At 73.2% G+C, this 19,457-nt stretch carries 16 protein-coding genes; 8 read left to right on the top strand and 8 right to left on the bottom strand.

The window, feature by feature from the left end:
- The first annotated feature begins 291 nt into the window (after positions 1 to 291).
- The gene (locus B1H29_RS14050) at positions 292 to 954 is read left to right on the top strand and encodes an RNA polymerase sigma factor (protein WP_055418219.1); all 663 of its coding nucleotides are present in this window, start codon (positions 292 to 294) and stop codon (positions 952 to 954) included.
- Positions 954 to 2,177: a hypothetical protein gene (locus B1H29_RS14045; protein WP_055418218.1), complete on the top strand. Its 1,224-nt coding sequence runs from the start codon at positions 954 to 956 to the stop codon at positions 2,175 to 2,177. The genes B1H29_RS14050 and B1H29_RS14045 overlap by 1 nt, the downstream gene beginning before the upstream one ends.
- 166 nt (positions 2,178 to 2,343) lie before the next feature.
- Here B1H29_RS14045 and B1H29_RS14040 read toward each other — a convergent pair whose 3' ends face one another.
- The gene (locus B1H29_RS14040) at positions 2,344 to 3,180 is read right to left on the bottom strand and encodes a L,D-transpeptidase family protein (RefSeq protein ID WP_055418217.1); all 837 of its coding nucleotides are present in this window, start codon (positions 3,178 to 3,180) and stop codon (positions 2,344 to 2,346) included.
- Between the two features lie 252 nt (positions 3,181 to 3,432).
- Between B1H29_RS14040 and B1H29_RS14035 the strand changes: the two genes are divergently transcribed.
- Complete coding sequence (locus tag B1H29_RS14035) at positions 3,433 to 5,013, top strand: acyl-CoA mutase large subunit family protein (protein WP_055418216.1); 1,581 nt, start codon at positions 3,433 to 3,435, stop codon at positions 5,011 to 5,013.
- Positions 5,014 to 5,151: 138 nt separating this feature from the next.
- On the opposite strand, the gene B1H29_RS14030 is transcribed toward B1H29_RS14035, so the two are convergent.
- On the bottom strand, positions 5,152 to 6,573 hold the full coding sequence (locus B1H29_RS14030) for an FAD-dependent oxidoreductase (protein WP_055418215.1): 1,422 nt from the start codon (positions 6,571 to 6,573) through the stop codon (positions 5,152 to 5,154).
- Between the two features lie 73 nt (positions 6,574 to 6,646).
- Between B1H29_RS14030 and B1H29_RS14025 the strand changes: the two genes are divergently transcribed.
- Positions 6,647 to 7,297, top strand: a complete 651-nt coding sequence (locus B1H29_RS14025) for a TetR/AcrR family transcriptional regulator C-terminal domain-containing protein (protein WP_107095268.1) — start codon at positions 6,647 to 6,649, stop codon at positions 7,295 to 7,297.
- On the opposite strand, the gene B1H29_RS14020 is transcribed toward B1H29_RS14025, so the two are convergent.
- Complete coding sequence (locus B1H29_RS14020; RefSeq protein ID WP_055418213.1) at positions 7,282 to 8,271, bottom strand: class I SAM-dependent methyltransferase; 990 nt, start codon at positions 8,269 to 8,271, stop codon at positions 7,282 to 7,284. The two genes, B1H29_RS14025 and B1H29_RS14020, sit on opposite strands and share 16 nt — an antisense overlap.
- Positions 8,272 to 8,445: 174 nt before the next feature.
- Positions 8,446 to 8,811: a class I SAM-dependent methyltransferase gene (locus B1H29_RS14015; protein WP_079160216.1), complete on the bottom strand. Its 366-nt coding sequence runs from the start codon at positions 8,809 to 8,811 to the stop codon at positions 8,446 to 8,448.
- 385 nt (positions 8,812 to 9,196) lie between these two features.
- On the opposite strand from B1H29_RS14015, the gene B1H29_RS14010 reads away from it, so the two are divergent.
- On the top strand, positions 9,197 to 10,291 hold the full coding sequence (locus tag B1H29_RS14010; protein ID WP_055418212.1) for an acyltransferase: 1,095 nt from the start codon (positions 9,197 to 9,199) through the stop codon (positions 10,289 to 10,291).
- Positions 10,292 to 10,360: 69 nt separating this feature from the next.
- Here B1H29_RS14010 and B1H29_RS14005 read toward each other — a convergent pair whose 3' ends face one another.
- From B1H29_RS14005 to B1H29_RS13990, 4 genes are all read right to left on the bottom strand, one after another.
- A complete protein-coding gene (locus tag B1H29_RS14005; RefSeq protein WP_055418211.1) occupies positions 10,361 to 11,716 on the bottom strand; it encodes a polysialyltransferase family glycosyltransferase in 1,356 nt (451 codons plus the stop codon).
- Positions 11,717 to 11,719: 3 nt separating this feature from the next.
- Positions 11,720 to 12,685, bottom strand: coding sequence for a glycosyltransferase family 2 protein (locus tag B1H29_RS14000; protein WP_055418210.1), 966 nt, complete (start codon positions 12,683 to 12,685; stop codon positions 11,720 to 11,722).
- Positions 12,686 to 12,963: 278 nt separating this feature from the next.
- Positions 12,964 to 14,298: a polysialyltransferase family glycosyltransferase gene (locus tag B1H29_RS13995; RefSeq protein WP_055418209.1), complete on the bottom strand. Its 1,335-nt coding sequence runs from the start codon at positions 14,296 to 14,298 to the stop codon at positions 12,964 to 12,966.
- The gene (locus B1H29_RS13990; RefSeq protein WP_055418208.1) at positions 14,295 to 15,284 is read right to left on the bottom strand and encodes a glycosyltransferase family 2 protein; all 990 of its coding nucleotides are present in this window, start codon (positions 15,282 to 15,284) and stop codon (positions 14,295 to 14,297) included. The genes B1H29_RS13995 and B1H29_RS13990 overlap by 4 nt, the downstream gene beginning before the upstream one ends.
- Before the next feature lie 198 nt (positions 15,285 to 15,482).
- On the opposite strand from B1H29_RS13990, the gene B1H29_RS13985 reads away from it, so the two are divergent.
- From B1H29_RS13985 to B1H29_RS13970, 3 genes are all read left to right on the top strand, one after another.
- Positions 15,483 to 16,826, top strand: a complete 1,344-nt coding sequence (locus B1H29_RS13985) for a DUF6716 putative glycosyltransferase (protein WP_055418207.1) — start codon at positions 15,483 to 15,485, stop codon at positions 16,824 to 16,826.
- Positions 16,827 to 17,158: 332 nt separating this feature from the next.
- Entirely contained in the window at positions 17,159 to 18,478 is a 1,320-nt protein-coding gene (locus B1H29_RS13975) for an N-acylneuraminate cytidylyltransferase (protein ID WP_055418206.1), read from the top strand.
- A gap of 13 nt (positions 18,479 to 18,491) precedes the next feature.
- A complete protein-coding gene (locus tag B1H29_RS13970; protein ID WP_055418205.1) occupies positions 18,492 to 19,430 on the top strand; it encodes an N-acetylneuraminate synthase family protein in 939 nt (312 codons plus the stop codon).
- The last annotated feature ends 27 nt before the right edge of the window (positions 19,431 to 19,457 follow it).

Below are 19,457 nucleotides of genomic sequence, written 5' to 3'. Positions count from 1 at the left end.
GCCGTCGCGCGGCACGGGCCGCGCGGCGGCCCGTACTCCCTACAGCGCCGGCACTGCGTTTTCTGTCACACCTCACCGCGTCACGGCTTAGTTGCATCTTGTACGGCAATGGGAGGGAGACATGGACGAGCGGAGGTTTCACGACGTAACGTGCCATTCGCGCCGACCAGCGGGGGCTTTTCCTCCCGCATCACGTGAGCGGTAGACCACCGTAACCATCGATTGAGAAACCACGACGGCGAGTACCCGGTCCGCGAGAGCGGCGCCGGCTTAGGCGCAAAGAGAGGCTCGGTGCTGGGGGACGACGCGGAGCTGACCGCCGCGGTACGTGCGGCGCAGGGCGGGGACGAGACCGCGTTCCGGACTGTGTACCGCGCCGTGCACCCGCGACTGCTGGGCTACGTGCGGACACTGGTCGGCGATCCGGACGCCGAGGACGTGGCGTCCGAGGCCTGGCTGCAGATCGCCCGCGACCTGGACCGGTTCGACGGCGACGCCGACCGGTTCCGCGGCTGGGCCGCCCGCATCGCCCGCAACCGCGCGCTGGACCACATCCGCATGCGCGGCCGCCGGCCCGCGATCGGCGGCGACGAGACGGAGCTGACCGGCAAGCCCGCCGAGTCCGACACCGCGGGCGAGGCCATGGAGGCCCTGGCCACCGACAGCACCCTCTCCCTCATCGCCCGGCTGCCCCAGGACCAGGCCGAGGCCGTGGTCCTGCGGGTGGTGGTGGGCCTCGACGCCAAGAGTGCCGCCGAGACGCTGGGCAAGCGGCCCGGTGCCGTCCGCACGGCGGCGCACCGCGGCCTGAAGCGCCTGGCCGAGCTGCTCGGCGGCGATCCGGAATCCGGCGGCGGGCTCGACGCCCTGCCGCCCCAGCGAGAACCGCAGCGCCGTGCGGTGACGTCCGCGAGTGTGACGCATACGCGTGCGCGGACGCAGAAGGACATGTGATGGCCGACGAGCAGGACAGGTGGCTGGACCGCGAAACGGCGGAGACGTTGTTGCGCGGAGAGTCACCGGAGGCTGTCGACCCCGCGGCCCGCGACCGTGCCGAACGACTCGCCAGGGCGCTGGGTGCTCTCTCCGCCCCACCCGTGCCGACCAGCGGAGAACTCCCCGGCGAGGCCGCCGCGCTGGCCGCCTTCCGCAAGGCCCGCGCCGAGCGGGCGGACACGCCGGAGGGCATGTCGGCGGCCGCCGGGCACGGCACCGCGGCGCCGCCCTCCGACGCCGGCCTGGTCCGTATCGGCTCGCGCGGTGACGGTGTCCGGCGCCCCCGCCGGCGCCGTCCCCTGCGCCTCGGGCTGGCCGCGGCGCTGACCGTCGGCATGATCGGCGGGGTGGCGGTGGCGGCCGGAACCGGAGTTGTGCCGACGCCGTTCGACGACACGCGGCCGGACCCCGCCGCCAGCGTCTCGGCCGCCGCGTCCCCCGGCCGGCCGCTCGCCTCCCCCTCGCCCCTGGACGGCGTGCGGGGCGGACCGGCGCCGGGCGGCCCCACGTCCGGAGCACCGGACGGGGAGGGCGAGCGGGACGACGCGGACGGCGGCACGGCCCCGGACGGGGACACCGGCACGGGCGCCGACGACCGGGCGGCAGGCGGAGTGGGCGGCGATCGGCCGGGCCTCGTCGCGTCCTGCCGTGACGTACGCGCCGGCAAGGGGCTGGAAGACGCCCGCCGGCGAGCGCTGCAGAAGGCGGCCGGGGGTTCGTCGCGGGTCGGGAGGTACTGCGGGAACCTCCTCGCCGGGACCGACGGCGCCGCCCAGGGCCGCGGCAGCGGCAGGGACTCCGACGAGTCCGCAGGGGGCGGCCGGGAGCGGGAGCCCCGTAAGGACTCCGGTGACTCCGCCGCCAAGGACCACCAGAGCGGCAAGGGCGGCGGGAGCGGCAAGGACGGCACGGGTGGTGAGGGCGGCGAGAACGGCGGCGGCAAGGGTGGCAAGGGCGGCGAAGGCGGCAAGGGCGGCGAAGGCGGCAAGGACGGTGACGACGACGGCCACCACATAACCCCGTCCGCCGGGCAGGATCTCGGCCCGCACGCCCCCTCGGCCTTCACACCCGTGCCGCAGCAGGGGCCGGCCTACCCGCCACGCACCTCGAACACCGCCGGTGACACCCGCCTTGACCTGCACTTTCCCGGGGTAGCAGAGATTTCCTTCCCCGGGGTGTGACACTTTCGGCCGCACTGGCGCAGTAATGAGTGAGCCGACTGGTCATCGGCTTTCGCACCGAGCCGGGGTTCCCCCCGTACCCGCGGCTCGTGCACCTCGGCGCGGGCGGGACACGTTCCCCCGGTCCCGCCCGCGCCCATTCCCGCCCCTGCCGGGGCACCCCGCCTCACCGGTACACGACGACCTTGTCGCCGTTCCTCACCTGGGCGTACAGATCCGCGATCGCCGCCTCGTCCCGTACGTTGACGCAGCCGTGCGAGGCGCCCGCGTAGCCGCGGGCGGCGAAGTCGTACGAGTAGTGCACGGCCTGGCCGCCGCTGAAGAACATCGCGTACGGCATGGCCGAGTCGTAGAGCGTCGAGACGTGGTGGCGGGACTTCCAGTAGACCTGGAACACGCCCTCCCGCGTCGGCGTGTACTGCGAGCCGAACCGCACCGGCATCGTCGACACGGTCCGTCCGTCGACCATCCAACGCAGTGTCCGGCTCGACTTGCTGACGCACAGCACCCGGCCGCTCAGGCAGCGCGGGTCGGGCGCGGCGGCCGGCTGCCCGCCCATCAGGTACAGGTCCCACTTGCCCGGTTCCCGCGTCATCCCCAGCAGCCGCTGCCAGGTGACGGTGTCGGTCCGGCCCGTCCTGGGCAGGCCGCGCTTGCCCTGGAAGCCGCTCACCGCGCGCTCGGTCAGGTCGTCGTACGTCCCGGTCGGCCCGTCGACGAGCCACTCGACCTGGCGCAGCCGGGCCTGGAGCTCGCGCACGTCCCGGCCGGTGTCGCCCCGCCGCCACAGCACCCGGGGTTCGGCACGGACGGGCGGCGCACTCGACGGCAGGCCGCCGGACGGCGTGTTCTTCCGCGGGGCACCGGAGACGTCTATGCGTACCGGCGCCCGCCCCGCGCCGTCGGCGCTCGTGCCCTGCACGGTGCAGCCGCCCGCCGCCAGCGCGGTCCCCAGGGCGACGGCCGCCGCCCGCCCCACGTTCCCCATACCCGTCTTGCGCATCACGGCCCCCCGCCGTCTCACCGCCCCGTACGGACGTCCCCTGAGATGTTCCCCGCGGATGACGCGCCGTGAACGGCACGGCATCGTTGTGACCGGGACCGCACCGAGGTTGTGAGCAAGGTCCCAGCGTGCGCCCCTCCACCGGATGGCGCGCGCGCCGATACAGTCCGTCGGAGGGTCGGTCTGTACTGGCGAGTATCTGACGGGTAGTTCGAGCGGTTCGAACATGTGCTCAGCGGGAGGCATCACACCATGGCGCGCGAGTCTGAGTCCGGACTGCCCATCGAACCGGTCTACGGGCCCGAGTCCCAGGAGGGCTGGGACCCGGCGGAGAAGCTGGGCGAGCCGGGGAAGTACCCCTTCACCCGGGGCGTGTACCCCTCGATGTACACCGGCCGGCCGTGGACGATGCGCCAGTACGCCGGTTTCGGCACGGCGACGGAGTCCAACGCCCGCTACAAGCAGCTCATCGCCAACGGCACGATGGGCCTGTCGGTCGCCTTCGACCTGCCCACCCAGATGGGCCACGACTCCGACGCCCCGATCGCCTCGGGCGAGGTCGGCAAGGTCGGCGTGGCGATCGACTCGATCGACGACATGCGGGTGCTGTTCGGCGGGATCCCGCTGGACAAGGTCTCGACGTCGATGACCATCAACGCCCCCGCCTCCCTGCTGCTCCTGCTCTACCAACTCGTCGCCGAGGAGCAGGGCGTCGGCGCCGACCAGCTCACCGGCACGATCCAGAACGACGTGCTGAAGGAGTACATCGCCCGCGGGACGTACATCTTCCCCCCGAAGCCCTCCCTCCGTCTGATCGCGGACATCTTCAAGTACTGCAAGGCCGAGATCCCGAAGTGGAACACCATCTCGATCTCCGGCTACCACATGGCCGAGGCAGGCGCCTCGCCCGCGCAGGAGATCGCCTTCACCCTCGCGGACGGCATCGAGTACGTGCGCACGGCGGTCGCGGCCGGCATGGACGTCGACGACTTCGCGCCCCGCCTCTCTTTCTTCTTCGTGGCCCGCACGACGATCCTGGAGGAGGTCGCCAAGTTCCGCGCGGCCCGCCGGATCTGGGCGCGGGTGATGAGGGAGGAGTTCGGCGCCGAGAACCCCAAGTCGCTGATGCTGCGCTTCCACACCCAGACCGCCGGGGTGCAGCTCACCGCCCAGCAGCCCGAGGTCAACCTCGTCCGCGTCGCCGTGCAGGGCCTCGGCGCGGTCCTCGGCGGCACGCAGTCCCTGCACACCAACTCCTTCGACGAGGCCATCGCGCTGCCGACCGACAAGTCCGCGCGCCTCGCCCTGCGCACCCAGCAGGTCCTCGCCTACGAGACGGACGTGACGGCCACCGTCGACCCCTTCGCCGGCTCCTACGTCGTCGAGAAGATGACCGACGACGTCGAGGCGGCGGCGCTGGAGCTGATGCGGAAGGTCGAGGACCTCGGCGGCGCGGTCAACGCCATCGAGCACGGCTTCCAGAAGAACGAGATCGAGCGCAGCGCCTACCGCATCGCCCAGGAGACCGACTCCGGCGAGCGGGTCGTGGTCGGCGTCAACCGCTTCCAGCTCGACGAGGAGGAGCCCTACGAGCCCCTCCGCGTCGACCCGGCGATCGAGGCCCAGCAGGCCGAACGCCTCGCCGCGCTCCGCGCGGAGCGCGACCAGCAGGCGGTGGACACCGCGCTCGCCGCCCTGAAGAAGGCCGCCGAGGGCGAGGACAACGTCCTGTACCCGATGAAGGACGCGCTGCGGGCGCGGGCCACGGTGGGCGAGGTGTGCAACGCGCTGCGGGAGGTCTGGGGGACTTACGTGCCCTCGGACGCCTTCTGAGCAGGTCGGCCCTCGCCCTCTCCGTCAGCACCCTCCTCGACGGGGACGGGGACGGGGACGGGGACGGGGGCGGCGACGGGGACGGGGGCGGGGAGGGCGACGGGGTCGGCGACGGCTGACGAAGACCGGCCCGGGCCGTCAACCGGTCGGCCCGAACCGGGCCAGGTACCGCCTGAGCCCGGGCTCGTCTCCCGCTCCGGCCCACCCCACGTACCCGTCCGGCCGTACGAGGAACAGTCCCGCGCCGTACGCCCCGTGCGCCGCCCCGCGCACCACCGGCACCGCTCCCAGGCCACCCTCGGGAGCGTCGACGCCCAGCGCCAGCAGCGTCCAGTGCGGCCCCCGGAAGGCGTCGAAGAGCCGTACGCCGTCCACCGTCCCGTCCGGCGCCCGGTCCCCGGCCCGCAGCGCACCGTCCGGAACCGCCGCCCGGGTCTCCGCGGTCAGGGACGAGTCCCGGTACCCCAGCCCCAGTTGCCGCGTCGCCCCACCCCGCCGCACCTCGCCCCGGTGGACGCCGGTCGACAGCCCGAGCACCCCGGCGGCGATCGGGCGCCGCTCCTCCTCGTAGCTGTCCAGCAGCGCGGCAGGCGCCCCGCCCGACAGCACCGCGCCCAGCTTCCAGCCCAGGTTGTAGGCGTCCTGGACGCTGGTGTTCAGGCCCTGTCCGCCCGCCGGTGAGTGCACGTGCGCCGCGTCCCCGGCGAGGAAGACGCGGCCCGCGGCGAAACGGTCGGCCAGGGCCGCGCGCGGCCGGAAGTCGGAGGCCCAGCGCACCTCGGTCACGTCCTCGGGGGCGAGGTGCGAGCGCTCCGCGACGACCTTCCGGATGCCGTCCGGGGTGAGGTCCACCGCCGTGCCCTCCGGGAACTGCGCCACCACCTGGAAGTCCTCGGTGCCGGCCAGCGGGCAGACGGCGAGGAAGGCGGGGCTGCCGTCGGCGGGCGGGAAGACGTGCCAGTGCTCGCGGTCCAGGCCGGTGATCCGGACGTCCGCGACCAGCATCGGGCTCGGGTCGACGGTCTCCCCGGTCATGGCGACGCCCAGCGCGCGGCGCACCGCCGACCGGCCCCCGTCGGCCGCGACGAGGTAGCGGGCGCGCAGTGTGCGGCCCCGGGCGAGGTGCGCGGTGACGCCGTCCGCGTCCTGCCCGACGCCGGTGACCTCCCGGCCGAAGGCGACCTCGCCGCCCAGCTCCTCCAGCCGGGCCAGCAGGATCTCCTGCGTGCGCCACTGCGGCACCATCCACGGCTCGTCGTACGGCGAGTCCTCGCTCGCCTCGGCCGGGTCGAACATCGGGTGCTCGCCGAGCCGCTCGCCGTTCTGCCAGACCATGCCGACCGGATAGCCCCCGCCCGCCGCGCGGATCGCGCCGAGGACCCCGAGGTCGTCGAAGACCTCCATGGTGCGGGGCTGGACGCCCTTGCCCCGGGAGCCGGGGAACAGCCCCTCGGCGCGCTCCAGGACCAGCGCGTCCACCCCGCGCCGGGCCAGGTCGACACCCAGAGCGAGACCGGTGGGGCCCGCGCCGACCACCAGGACGTCCGTGTCCGTCTCCATGAGCCACTCCCCTTAACGCTGTTAAGTGCCGCCTGGGTCCGAGAATGGACTTAACACCGTTAAGCTGTCAAGCGTGGGTATGGAACGACGCGCTCCCCTCGACCGCCGACGGGTCGCGGACACGGCGCTGAGACTGCTGAACGAGGTCGGTCTGGACGGCCTGACCCTGCGCGCCATCGCCCGGGAGCTGGACGTCAAGGCGCCCGCTCTGTACTGGCACTTCAAGGACAAGCAGGCCCTGCTCGACGAGATGGCCACCGAGATGTACCGGCGGATGGTCGCCGGGACCCCCCTCGATCCGGCCGACACCTGGCGGGAACGGCTGCTCAAGACCAACCGCGGCCTGCGCGCGGCGCTGCTCGGCTACCGCGACGGTGCCAAGGTCTTCAGCGGCTCCCGCTTCACCGGACTCGAGCACGCGGCGCAGATGGAGGAGAACCTGCGCCTGTTCACCGCCGCCGGCCTCACCCTCGCCCAGGCGGTGCGGGCGACCACGACGGCGTACCTCTTCACCCTCGGCTTCGTCACCGAGGAACAGGGCGTCCAGCCCCTGCCCGGCGAGCGCCGGGAGGGCTACGACCTGGACGAACGCACCCGTCTGATGGCCGGCTTCCCCCTGACGGCGGCGGCGGGCGCGGAGATATTCACGGACTACGAGCGGCACTTCGAGGAGGGGCTGGCACTGGTGATCGCGGGGATCGGGGCCACCTACCGCCTCGACTGAGCCGCGCCGCCCGCCTTCGCCCGCCGCGCCGCCCGGTACCGGCGCACCGCCCGGGTGACGACCGGCGGCAGCAGGTCCAGGGCGAGACGGCGGGTGCGGTCACGCGGTGCCGGCTGCCGTGCCGTACGCGCCGCGCGGTCCGCCGCACGCGCCTGCTGCGGCTGCCCCGGCACCGGCCCGGCATCCGGGCGCGGCGCCGCCGCGGGCGCCGGGTGCCGCGAGGACGGCAGCGCGGGGGGCCGCATCCGCTTGCCCTTGGCGCGGGTCCGGATCAGCCGGTGCCCGGCCGCCCGCTCCACGGTCACGGCGATGTCGTCGCGTCCGCGCAGCGCGGCGAGCAGCTCCTCCTGGACGGGTCCGGGGTCGCCCCAGGTGCCGTACAGCTTCTGGCTGCTCAGGCAGACGGGACGCAGCTCCCGGTTGAGCACGGCCTCCCAGGCGGCGACGGCCACACCCGGCGTGTGCTCGCTGCGGAAGTCGTCGAGGACGACGATGCCGTCGGGCAGCAGCAGGTTCCGGGCCGCGCCGATGTCGCCCTGGACGTGTTCGTACAGGTGCGAGGCGTCGATGTGGGCGAAGCGGCAGGTGCCGGGCCCGACCTCGTCGGTGATCGTGGAGCTGACGGCCTGGACGATCCTGGGCAGGGACTCGTGGAAGGACAGGTAGTTGCGCTCGAAGGCCTGCCGGGTGAGCGAGGAGTACGACTTCGCCGCCTCCGCCCGGTTGGCCGCGTCCGGCGGCTCGGTCTCGAACAGGTCGCAGACGGTGAGCGTCTCGCCGTCCCGCAGGTGGTGCCCCAGCAGGATCGCGCTCTTGCCCAGGTAGGCGCCCAGCTCGAGCAGGTCGCCTCGGGTGCCCCGCCGCTCCTGCCGCTCCAGGAACCAGGAGAACAGCACCTGGTCGAGCGGCCAGAACCAGCCGGGGACGTCGTTCAGCTCACCGGGGTACTTGTGCGTCTCTTGCGCAGTGGCCATGAGGGGAGGATGCCCCCTCGACGGGCGAAAAGGAGTCAGCGCGCGCGATCCAATGGACGGAATATCGCACGAATCGCTCAATGTGCCCGGCCCGGCACCTCCCGTGACCGCGGCGTCGGTGACTGCCCCGTGCGGCGGTGCGGCCGCCCCTCGCGGGCACCCGCCCGGCCCTGCTCAGGACGCCCGCAAAAACGCCGAGTGGGCCGCCTTGCCCAGGTAGGTCAGGCGCGTGGGCTCCTTCAGATGCTCGTCGAGGGCCTCCTCGATGCCCGGCCAGTTGGGGTCGCCGTAGTCGTCCAGGACGACGACCGCGCCGGGGGCGGCGATCTCCTCGGTCCACCGGAGGTCCTGGCGGACGCCCTTCGCCGAGTGGTCGCCGTCGACGACGATCACTCCGTAGGCGCGGTCCGAGACGGCCGCCCGGGTCTCCGGGTCCTCGGAGAAGCCCCGCCGGACGCGGGCCGCCGTGCCCGCCGGACCGGCGACGGGACGCAGCAGACGCCGGGAGACCGGGCTGCGGAGCAGGGAACGGCTGTTCATGGATCAACGACCTCAATCCGTCACGAAGGTGGACGTGTGAGTACGCGGAACGCCTGTGGGATGGGTGGGGACAGACTAGGGAGGTTCCCGGCCGGAAGCGGAGCGCTCGAACGGGCCACGGGGGGAACTTCCGCGGAACACCCGATGGCCGGACGGCGACGGCCGGCGGCGTTCACCGGAAGGTCACGCGTATGTGGCCGATGTTCATCCGCCAGCAGTTCCCGCCGCTCCCGGCGCTCTCATAGCCTGCACCGATGTGCGCCGCGCGGCGCCGCGGCTGCGGGCGCGGGTGCGCGCGGCGCGGGCAATTCGACCCCCGGCCCGGCCGGACACCGCCGGGCCCGCGCGCATGACCCGGGAGTGACCACCCATCGCCGCCGAGCCCATGACCGTCACCGACTCCGGGCGCCTCCCCGGCCCCGCCACCCCCGGGACACCGGCCACGCGCCCCCGCGGGGAGCACCGGTACGACATCGACCTCGTCCGGGTCCTGGCCTCGGTCGGGGTCATCGTCTGCCACGCCGCGGGCGAACTCATGAAGGCCGTGGACCGCTCCCCCTCCGGTGGCGACGGGCCCGTCTACTGGACCGCCCTCGCCGGGGACGCGCTGAGCCGGTGCGCCGTGCCGCTGTTCTTCGCGATCGCCGGCTGGGTCGTGCTCAGCGGAGCACCGCCCCGCGACGGCGGGCAGATCCGCGGGCGGCTGACCCGCATCGTCGTGCCGATGGTCCTGTGGACCGCCGCCTACCTGGTGTGGGACCGGGTGCGGGACGCCAACACCGACCCCACGCGACAGCTCGCGTGGGACGCCGTGTTCGGCTCCGTGCGGCCCGCCTTCCACCTCTGGTACCTGTACGCGTACGTCCCGGTGATCCTGCTGCTGTCGGTGGCCGTCCTGGCCAGGGCCGGCAAGCGGCCCTGGGGTGCGGGCGCCGCCCTCCTCGGCATCGCGCTCGCCCCGACCCTCCTGGGCGACCTCGGGCGGCTCCTCGACGTCCGCCTCCCGTCCTTCGCCTGGCAGTTCGGCGTCTACCAGATCGCGTACGCCGTCGCCGGTGCCGTCCTGCTGTCGCTGCCGGGCTCAGCGGTCGCCGGCCGGCGGCGGCGTCTGCTGTGGCTGGCGGGCGGGCTGTGCGCGTGGGCGGCGGTGGCCGGCTACGAACACCGGGTGCACTTCCCGAGCCCGTACGGGTCGGTCGTGGTGGCGCTGCTGGCCGGAACCCTGCTGATGGCGCTCAACGGGATCAGGGTGCCCGAGCGGTTCCGGCCGCTGCTGGGCAGGCTCGCCGGGGCGTCCTTCGGTGCCTACCTGGTCCACCTGATGTTCCTGGAGGCCATCGCTGGGAGCGTGGTGTCGGCGGACGCGGGCTGGCCGGCCGCGGTGGGCGGGCTCGTGGGGCTGACGGTGGCCACGGTCGTGCTGTCCTTCGCCGCCGCCCTGCTGTGGACGCGGCTGCGGCTGGGCCGCTGGCTGGGCTGAGCCGGGCGGCGCGGAGCACGCCGGAGCCCCCGCCGGGCGAGGGCTCCGGCGTCTGCCGGTCCGGTCCGCTCACTTCCTCCCGGCGCCGCGCCGCACCGCTCGGCGCACCACGCGGCGGGCCCGCCGCACCTGCAGCTTCGCGCGCAGTTGCGGGCGGCTGCCGGGCAGGCCGAGCTCGGTCAGCCGCAGCTCGGGGAAGTAGTAGCCGGGTCCGGTGGCCAGGTTGGCCCGCAGCCAGGTCTCCGTCGGCTCGCGCAGCTCGGCGTACGTCTTCGGCTGCATGCAGAATCCGATCGCCCGGACCAGCGGGGAGAGGGTCTCGGGGGCCGCGTCGACGAGCGCCGGCGTCTGCCCGCGCTCCAGGTCGGGCACCAGGTGGTCGACGACGGCCAGGGGCACCCGGTTGCTGTTCGGGTAGGGCGTGAGCCGCTCCATCACCAGTGCCGTCCCCACCCGGGCGATGGGCACGTCGTAGTAGGCGGAGGCGGTCACCATCGCCGTGGAGAAGCAGCCGACGACGAGTTCCGGCGCGCAGTGGTCGTACAGCGTCTCGGCCAGCAGGGGCGCGTCCAGCACGCTGAGCCGTACGCCCGCGTCCGCCGCCGCCTTGCTCAGCGCCTGCGTGTAGCCGGCGGGGGCGGTCGGGTGGGGCTTGAAGACCACGGACCGGTGCCCGGCGCGCGCGGCCCCGGTGAGCATGCGGATGTGGAGGTCCTCTTCCTCCTCCGCGCTCAGGATGTTGATCGCCGCCAGGTACTGGCCGAGCAGTACGGCCGTCGGCTTCTCCCGCGCCACGGGTGCCAGCCGGGGATCGTCCGCCGCGTCGCGGGAGATCTCGTCGAGCACCGCGCGGAACGCGCCGTCCGGGACGACCTCGGGCGCGACGCCGTACTCGGACAGCAGCATCGGCCGCAGACCCGGTATCAGGTCGAGGTGGAGCAGCCGTCGAATGCGGCGCGCGATGGTCAGCGGCAGCTTCTCGCGGGTCGGGCCGTAGCTCATCAGGCCGTCGGCGTACACGTGGACGGCGCTCTCGGAGAAGATCGCGGCCAGCGCGCGGGCCGGGTTGACCTGGATCGACTCGACGGCGAGCTCGATCGGGTCCCGTTCGCCGATGCCCCAGGCGAGACGGAACGCCTTCTGCCACAGCGACACGTCGTTGCCGCGCGGGCCCCACGCGCTGGGGTGGTGCGGGCGGATCGTCTCGTTCCAGCCGACCACGGAGTCGAACCGGGCGGATATTCGTCCGTAGCCGTGCATCTCGTCCAGGCGCAGCGCGGTCTCGGGTATCGCGGCGTTGTTGGAGACCAGCAGGACGCGCCGGGCCCCGTCGCGCGGCCCGAACAGGCCCGCGTCGAGTGCCGCGGCGAGGGTGGCCGCGCCGTACAGGGTGGAGACCTGGAAGATCTGGGTCATGTGGGGCATGGATCAGGCAGCCTTCCGCCCGTCACGCAGGCGGCTGAGCAACCTGCTCCGAGTGCTGTCGATGGTCCTGAGGGTCTCGTCCAGAACGTGCTGGGGCATCCGGTGGAGGGCGTCCCTCGCCTCGCGCCGCAGCCGCTGCGCCGCCGAGGCCTCGTACTCGCCCACCTTGCCGAGGTGGAAGGCGATCATGGCGCAGTACGTCCGTACGGCCTTGGGGAGGAAACGCTCCGCCTCCGGGTCCGCCAGCAGGTCTTGGAGGAGCATGTCGTAGGCCGGGATGAAGTCGAGCTGGCGGGAGTCCTTGATCTGGGTGAGCGAGGTGGCGACGCCCCGCCGGTAGAACACCCCGTGCAGACCGACGGACGCGTACGACTCGGCCTTCAGGTGCAGGCGCCAGATCCACAGCCGGTCCTCGGCGGTGCGGAGTTCGGTCGCGAAGCGCATCGCGCCGTCGTCGAAGAGGTGCCGGCGGTAGATCCCCGCCCAGACGAAGGGGTAGTCGACCATCGTCTCCATGTGGGGCGGCGCTATGCCGTCGCGCGGGTCCATCACGGTGTTGCGCACCTGGGCCGGGGGCCGCCGGATGACCCGCTCGGTGCCGGTGGCCTGGACATGGTCGGTGCGGGCGAAGTCGCAGCCCAGCTCCTCCACGACGGCGACCAGTTCGGCGAGGTAGCCCGGCCCGTACCAGTCGTCGCCGTCCAGGAAGGTGATGAACTCGCCCCGGGCCGCGTCGATACCGCTGTTGCGCGCCTGCGCGATGCCCATGTTCGTCTCGTGCCGGATCACCCTGGTGTCGGAACGTCCCTCCGCCCAGCGGTCGACCGCCCATGAGGTGGAATCCGTGGAGCAGTCGTCGACGAGCAGGAACTCGAAGCCGGGGGCCGCGTTGTTGGCGAGACTTCTCAGCGTGCTCTCGGCGAAGGCTTCCACATTGTGCATGGGGACGACGACGGACAGTTTCGGCACACGGGCCTCTCAGGCTCGAAGGGCGGAGATTGGAACAGGCTAACTACGCTCCTGAGTTCGACGGTGTCGAAAAGGGCGCGGAGCAGCGAACTCCATTCGCAGGGGAGATGAATTCTTGGTGTCCGGGGGTGAACCGCAGGTGCTTCGCGATTCCGCGGTGTTCGACTGAGCGGTCCGCCACGGGAATTGCCGCGCGGTGCGCACGTCCGCCACCGCGGCGGCTTGGGCGCCGGGGACCGCCGGCGCCCGCTCCGCCGGCCGCGGGCGCCCGGTCCTCCTCACCGCTCCATCGAGCGCCGGACGGCCCGTGCCCGCCGTACCACCCGGCGTGCCGTGGAGTTGTGCGGCAGGAAGCCCAGCCGCGCCGGAATGCCGCCCGGCAGCCCCAGCGAGGTGAGCCGCCGCTTCTTGAAGTACCGCCAGGTGCGCGCGTCCAGGTGCTCGCGCAGGTACCGCTCGGCCTCCGGCCGCAGCTCCGGCAGCACCTTCGGCTGCATCGCGAACCCGACGGCCCGCACCAGCGCGGCGAGCGCGTCGGTGTCCGTGCCCGGCCGCGCGGCGGCGACGGCGGCGGCGTCGGACAGGTCCGGCAGGAGCGCGTCCACGATGGTGGCCGGGACGCGGTTGCTGTTCTCGTACGGCGTCAGCCGGTCCAGCAGCGTCTCGGTGCCGACGCGGGCGACCGGCAGGCCGTACAGCGCGGACGCGGTGAGCAGGGCCGTGGAGAAGCAGCCGACGACCAGCGCCGGACGCGTCCGCTGGAACAGCACCTCGGCGAGGACCGGCGTGTCCACCACCGAGAGGTCGACGCCGAGCTTGCCGGCCTCCTGCTCCAGGGTGCGGGTGAAGCGGGCCGGGGCCGTGGGGTGCGGCTTGAACACCACGCGCGTGTGCCCGAGCCCGGCGGCGCCCGTCAGCATCCGCACGTGCAGGTCCTCCTCCTCCTCGGCGGAGAGGATGCCCAGCGCGGAGAGGTACTGCCCCAGCAGCACCACCGGCTCCTCGGCGTCCGGCAGCCCGGTGCCGGTGCCCGCGAGTTCGGCCAGCACCTTGGTGAACGCCGCGGCCGGCACGATCTCGGGCTCGACGCCGAACTCCGTCAGCAGCAGCGGCGCGAGCCCCGGCACCAGGTCGAGGTGGAGCAGCCGCTCCACGCGCGTGCCGACCAGCGGGGCGAGCTTCGTACGGGTGGGCCCGTAGCTCATCAGACCGTCCGCGTAGACGGTCAGCGGCGCGTCGGTGAAGATCTGCGCCACGCCGAGCGCCGGGTGCACCTGGATCGACTCCACGGCCAGCGCCACGTCGTCGTCGCCGAGCCCCCAGGCCAGCCGCAGGTGCCGCTCCCACAGGGGTACGTCCTCCGGCCGCGGCGACCAGCCGCCGGGATGGAAGGGGAAGACCGCCTCGTTCCACGACACCACGTCGTCGAACCGCCCACGCACCCGCTCGAAGCCGGGCATCGCGTCCACGGACGGCGTCGTCTCGGGCGTCGCCGCGTTGTTGGAGACCAGCAGGATCCGCCGGTCGGCCGCGTCGAAGCAGCCGGCGTCCAGGGCCGCGGCGAGCGTCGCCGCGCCGTACAGCGTCGATGCCAGGAAGATCTGTGTGGTCACGCCGTCGCCCCCTCTTCGAGCTGCCCCGCGGCCGCACGCCGACGCAGCCGGCGCAGCCGCGTGGCGCGCTCGGCGTCCATCGTGCCGAGCACCTCGTCGAGCACGTCCTGCGGCATCCGCCGCAGCGCCGCCGCGCTCCTCGCCTTCAGTATCCGGGCCACGGCGGGCTCGAACCGCTCGATGGAACCGAGATGGTGGGAGATGATCGCGCAGTACGTGCGCACCGCCTTCGGGACCAGCCGCGCGGCGTCCGCGTCGCCGGCCGCTCCCGCGAGGACCTCGTCGAACGCGCGGATGAAGTCGAGCCGGCGGACGTCACCGATCTGGGTGAGCGAGGACGCCACCCCGCGCCGGTAGAAGACACCGAGCAGCCCGGTCACCGCGAAGGACTCCGCCTCCCGGTGCAGTTTCCAGATCCACGGCCGGTCCTCGGCCGTGCGCAGCCCGTCGGTGAAGTGCAGCAGGCCGCGCTCGGCCAGCCGGCGGTGGTAGACGCCCGCCCACGCGTAGGCGTAGTCGACGGACGTGGTCCGGTGGGCGGGCAGGATCGCGTCGCGCGGACGCAGCGCCACGTTGCGGCGGCCGTGCGGCACCCGGTGCAGCGTGCGGGTCCGTCCCGTGCACTGCACGTGGTCGGTGCGCAGGAAGTCGACGCCCAGCCGCTCGATCGCGTCCACCAGCCGGTCGTAGTGGCCGGGCGCCAGCCAGTCGTCGCCGTCCAGGAAGGTCAGGTACTCGCCGCGCGCCCGGTCGATGCCGGTGTTGCGGGCGGTCGCCAGGCCACCGTTGCGTTCGTGTATGACCAGCACCGCCCCCGGCAGCTCGCGCTCGGCGCGCGCGAGGAGGTCCGCGGTGCCGTCGGTCGAGCAGTCGTCGACGAGAATGAACTCGAAGTCGTCCCGCGCGTTGGCGCCGAGACTGCGCAGGGTGTCTGGTGTGTATTGCCGCACGTTGTAGAACGGCACGATGACGGAGAGCTTGGGCACGTGAGCGACGTTATGCGGCGGTCCGGCATTCGGCTTTACCGGTGCCTTGATGCGGGGTGAACGCGGCGTGGCGAAGCGGTGAAGCGAACATTCTTCCGGGCGTCGGGCGGCCCGATTCCCCATTCGGCGATGTGCTGTTCACTCTTTGTTGGATTCCGGTTGGGCGGTTCCTAGAAATGGCTTCCTAGCGTCTACGGCGTGCCAGCAAGTGCAACGAAGGCCCTGCGAATCGCCGTCCTGGCGGACTCCGACACCCGGTGGAAATGGGGAGCGCTCACCGCGACCCGCATCGCCCCCGGGGACGCGGACATCCACCTCGACGGATACCTCCTGCGCGGCCGAGCCACCCCGACCCCCCGCCAGTTGCGGGAAGTCGGCGTCACCGCGGACTCGCTCCGCGAGGTGACCGCCGTCGAGTTCCTGCGCGCCATGGGCGGGGCGACGGGCGAGGAGTCCTACGACGTCCTCGTCCTCGCCCTGGTCGGCGGCGGCGTCCAGGCGATGCTGCACGGCCTGGGGCGGGTCTGGGAGGACCGCGCCGACCGGCCCGTGGTCGTCACCGGCTACGTCGGCGTCGTCTACGAGAAGCTCGCCGACGGCCTGCTGCTGCGCCACGGCGCCGACCTGGTCCTCGCCAACTCCCGCCAGGACGCGGACCGTTTCCGGGACGTGTACGAGGGGGTCGGCGCCGACGCCTCGGCGGTGACCGAGGTCGCGCTGCCCTTCCTGGGCGGAGCCGCCTACACCGGTGAGCCGGACGGCGAGGGCGGGGACCGCCCCTACACGGTCGTCTTCGCCGCCCAGCCCTCCGTACCGGACAGCCGCAAGGACCGTACGTACCTCCTCGACCGGCTGATCCGGCACGCCCGCCGGCACCCCGAGCGCGAGGTGCTGCTCAAGCTGCGCTCCAAGCCCGGCGAACACACCACGCACATCGAGGAACTGCCCTACCAGAAGCTGGTGCAGCGGGCCGACCCGCCGCCCAACTTCCGCCTGGTCTACGGGCACATGGGCGAGGTCCTCGACCGCACCGACCTGCTGGTCACCGTCAGTTCCACGGCGGCCCTCGAATCCCTGCACCGCCGCATCCCGACGGTGGTACTCACCGACCTGGGCGTGCGCGAGGCGCTCGGCAACCACCACTTCGTCGGTTCCGGCTGCCTCGCCTCCTGGGACCAGCTCGACGAGGGCCACCGCCCGGCACCCGACCCCGAGTGGGTCGCCCGGCAGGGCGTCGCGGCGGACGGCGGCTACGAGACCGCCTTCGACGCGGCCCGGGGGCGCATCGCGGGGCTGCTGGACCGGCCGGGCGGCCTGCCCCCGCTCGCCCCCTACTACACACCGGTCACCGCCCCCGGCTACCTGCCCGGCATCCTCGCCCGCCACCACCTCGGTCCCGACGGCACACCGCTGCCCGGCGCGCCGGCCGCCGACAGGGCACCCGGTCCGGTCCGGCAGGTGGTGCGCCGGGCGGCCCGCGGCGCCTACCGGCACGGCGTCCAGCGGGTCGCCCCGGTGATCCGCCGGATGGGGGAGCTGTGACCGGCCGCCCGATACCCCGGACCCCCTCGTCGCCTGCGGCACTTGCGTCGCCTGCGGCAGCCGCGTCGCCTGCGGCACTCGCGTCGCCTGCGGCACTTGCGTCGCCTGTGGCAGCCGTGTCGTCTGCGGCACTTGCGTCGCCTGTGGCAGCCGTGTCGTCCACGTCACCCGCGTCGCCTGTGGCAGCCGTGTCGTCCACGTCACCCGCGTCACCTGTGGCAGCCGTGTCGTCCACGTCACCCGCGTCGCCTGCGGCACTCGCGTCGCCTGCGGCACCCACGACGTCCGCGTCGTCCACGTCACCCGCGTCACCTGCGCAAGGAGCAGACCCCATGTCCAACCCGGAAGCGGGCCAGGGCGCTTCGGTGCGCCGGGTGCTCGCGGTGATTCCCGCGCGCGGCGGCTCCAAGGGAGTGCCCGCGAAGAACCTCGCCCCCGTCGGCGGCGTCCCCCTGGTGGCCCGCGCGGTGCGCGAGTGCCGGGCCGCCCGGCTGGTGACGGACGTGGTGGTCTCCACCGACGACCAGGCCATCGCCACCGCGGCCCGCGAGGCCGGCGCCGAGGTCGTGCTGCGGCCCGCCGCCATCGCCGGGGACACGGCCACCTCCGAGGCCGCCGTACTGCACGCGATGGACGCCCACGAGGCCCTGCACGGCGCCGCCGTCGACGTGGTGCTGCTCGTGCAGTGCACCAGCCCCTTCGTCGCCCGCGAGGACATCGACGGGGTGGCCGGCGCGGTCGCCGAGGACGGCGCGGACACGGCGGTGACCGTGGCCCCGTTCCACGGGTTCGTGTGGCGCGACGGCGCGGACGAGGCGGGCCGGGAGGAGGGCGGCCACGGCGTCAACCACGACAAGTCCCACCGCCCCCGCCGCCAGGACCGCCCCCAGGACTTCCTGGAGACCGGCGCCGCCTACGCCATGGCCGCCCCCGGCTTCCGCAAGCACCGGCACCGCTTCTTCGGCCGCACCGAACTGGTCCGCACCGACCCGGCCCGCGTCCTGGAGGTCGACGACCCGCACGACCTGGCCCGCGCCCGGGCCCTGGCACCCCTCCTCGACGCCGCCCGGCCCGGCGCCCTCGCCGCTGAACCTGCCACCCGCCTCCCCGCGGCCGGCGACATCGACGCGGTCGTCCTCGACTTCGACGGCACCCAGACCGACGACCGGGTGCTGATCGACTCCGACGGACGGGAGTTCGTCTCCGTGCACCGCGGCGACGGACTCGGCATCGCCGCCCTGCGCCGCAGCGGCCTGACGATGCTGATCCTGTCCACGGAGGTGAACCCGGTGGTCGCCGCCCGCGCCCGGAAGCTCAAGCTCCCGGTGCTGCACGGCATCGACCGCAAGGACCTCGCACTCAAGCAGTGGTGCGAGGAGCAGGGCATCGCGCCCGAGCGCGTGCTCTACGTCGGCAACGACGTCAACGACCTCCCGTGCTTCGCCCTCGTCGGCTGGCCCGTGGCGGTCGCCAGCGCCCACGACGCCGTACGCGACGCGGCCCGCGCGGTCACCACCGTCCCCGGCGGTGACGGCGCCGTCCGGGAGATCGCGACCTGGCTCCTCGGCCCCTCACTCGACTCCCCCGACACCCCCGAACCCCTCGACACTCCCGACTCCCTCGAATCCCCCACGGTCACCCAGTACAAGTAAGGAACCCGCTGTCATGAGCAACAACTCCCGCATCCGCGCCTTCGGTTCCCGCGAGGCCGGCCCCGGCCGCCCCGTCTACATCACCGGCGAGATCGGCATCAACCACAACGGCGACCTCGAGAACGCCTTCAAGCTGATCGACGCCGCCGCCGAGGCCGGCTGCGACGCGGTCAAGTTCCAGAAGCGCACCCCCGAGATCTGCACCCCGCGCGACCAGTGGGACATCGAGCGCGACACCCCCTGGGGCCGGATGACGTACATCGACTACCGCCACCGCGTGGAGTTCGGCGAGGACGAGTACCGCCAGATCGACGACTACTGCAAGACCAAGAACATCGACTGGTTCGCCTCCCCGTGGGACACCGAGGCCGTCGCCTTCCTGGAGAAGTTCGACGTCCCCGCCCACAAGGTCGCCTCCGCCTCCCTGACCGACGACGAGCTGCTGCGCGCCCTGCGCGCGACCGGCCGCACGGTCATCCTCTCCACCGGCATGTCCACCCCGAAGCAGATCCGCCACGCGGTCGAGGTCCTGGGCAGCGACAACATCCTCATGTGCCACGCCACGTCGACCTACCCGGCGCAGGCCGAGGAGCTGAACCTCCGCGTCATCAACACCCTCCAGCAGGAGTTCCCGAACGTGCCGATCGGCTACTCCGGCCACGAGACCGGCCTGCAGACCACCCTGGCCGCCGTCGCCCTCGGCGCCGCCTTCGTCGAGCGCCACATCACCCTCGACCGCGCCATGTGGGGCTCCGACCAGGCCGCCTCCGTGGAGCCGCAGGGCCTGACCCGCCTCGTCCGCGACATCCGCACCATCGAGGCCTCCCTCGGCGACGGCGTCAAGAAGGTCTACGACTCCGAGCTCGGCCCGATGAAGAAGCTGCGCCGCGTCACCGGCGTCGTCGCCGAGGCGGAGATCGCGGCCGCCGCCGGCGAGCCGGTCACGGTCTGACACCCGGCCAGACAACCCCACCACGCC

Source organism: Streptomyces pactum (genome assembly GCF_002005225.1).
Lineage (GTDB): Bacteria > Actinomycetota > Actinomycetes > Streptomycetales > Streptomycetaceae > Streptomyces > Streptomyces pactum_A.
Note: the sequence above shows the minus strand (reverse complement) of the source record. Positions and strands in the feature narration are given on the sequence as shown.

Excerpts from the sequence above, each read along its gene's own strand:
- B1H29_RS13970 (WP_055418205.1), top strand. The coding sequence starts at position 18,492 with ATGAGCAACAACTCCCGCATCCGCGCCTTCGGTTCCCGCGAGGCCGGC.
- B1H29_RS14020 (WP_055418213.1), bottom strand. The coding sequence starts at position 8,271 with ATGGCCACTGCGCAAGAGACGCACAAGTACCCCGGTGAGCTGAACGAC.
- B1H29_RS14045 (WP_055418218.1), top strand. The coding sequence starts at position 954 with ATGGCCGACGAGCAGGACAGGTGGCTGGACCGCGAAACGGCGGAGACG.
- B1H29_RS14035 (WP_055418216.1), top strand. The coding sequence starts at position 3,433 with ATGGCGCGCGAGTCTGAGTCCGGACTGCCCATCGAACCGGTCTACGGG.
- B1H29_RS14005 (WP_055418211.1), bottom strand. The coding sequence starts at position 11,716 with ATGCCCCACATGACCCAGATCTTCCAGGTCTCCACCCTGTACGGCGCG.
- B1H29_RS14010 (WP_055418212.1), top strand. The coding sequence starts at position 9,197 with ATGACCGTCACCGACTCCGGGCGCCTCCCCGGCCCCGCCACCCCCGGG.
- B1H29_RS14015 (WP_079160216.1), bottom strand. The coding sequence starts at position 8,811 with ATGAACAGCCGTTCCCTGCTCCGCAGCCCGGTCTCCCGGCGTCTGCTG.
- B1H29_RS13975 (WP_055418206.1), top strand. The coding sequence starts at position 17,159 with ATGTCCAACCCGGAAGCGGGCCAGGGCGCTTCGGTGCGCCGGGTGCTC.
- B1H29_RS14030 (WP_055418215.1), bottom strand. The coding sequence starts at position 6,573 with ATGGAGACGGACACGGACGTCCTGGTGGTCGGCGCGGGCCCCACCGGT.
- B1H29_RS14040 (WP_055418217.1), bottom strand. The coding sequence starts at position 3,180 with ATGCGCAAGACGGGTATGGGGAACGTGGGGCGGGCGGCGGCCGTCGCC.